The sequence below is a fragment of the Pseudomonas sp. KB_15 genome (assembly GCF_052114525.1).
Taxonomy (GTDB): domain Bacteria; phylum Pseudomonadota; class Gammaproteobacteria; order Pseudomonadales; family Pseudomonadaceae; genus Aquipseudomonas.
This window is the reverse complement of the sequence record NZ_JBFREX010000203.1, coordinates 1-458: the sequence shown is the minus strand read 5'-3', so window position 1 is coordinate 458 and position 458 is coordinate 1. Positions and strand designations below refer to the sequence as shown.

Here is a 458-nt window from a genome sequence, read left to right as displayed (position 1 = left end):
GCGCCTATCTGGCCGAGAACCGCGAGCGGCTCGAGCACATGGTCGCCCGGCTGCGCCACGTGGCGCGCAAGATGGACTTCATGCGCCGCGCCATGAGCGGCGAGCCCCAGCGCGAGCCGGAGCAGGGCGGCTGGCTGCCCGAGTTCGTCGAGGCGCGCCTGCGCATCAAGCGCGCGCTGACCCAGCGCAGCGAGGCCTCCGCCGACGAACAGCGCCGCATCGCCGCCATCCTGGCCCGCGCCGCCGACGAGATCGAAGCCGGCCAGCCCTGAACCCTAATACAAGGTATTCCATGACGATTTCCCGTGACCTGACGGTCCAGCGCGTGCGCCATCCGCTCAAGATGCGCCTGCTCCAGGTGCTGCGCACCCAACTGCTGTCCCCGCAACTGCTGCGCGTGACGCTCGGTGGCGACGATCTGGCCGATTTCACCTCCAGCTCCTTCGACGACCATATCA

The 458-nt window shown here is 68.8% G+C and carries 2 protein-coding genes; both read left to right on the top strand.

The annotated features are described in order from the left end of the window. On the top strand, positions 1–272 hold a 272-nt coding region (locus tag AB4Z35_RS30470; RefSeq protein ID WP_442101224.1), incomplete at its 5' end, for a hypothetical protein. A 20-nt stretch (positions 273–292) separates the two neighbouring features. Then, the coding region (locus AB4Z35_RS30465) for a siderophore-interacting protein (protein ID WP_442101225.1) at positions 293–458 on the top strand (166 nt) is incomplete at its 3' end.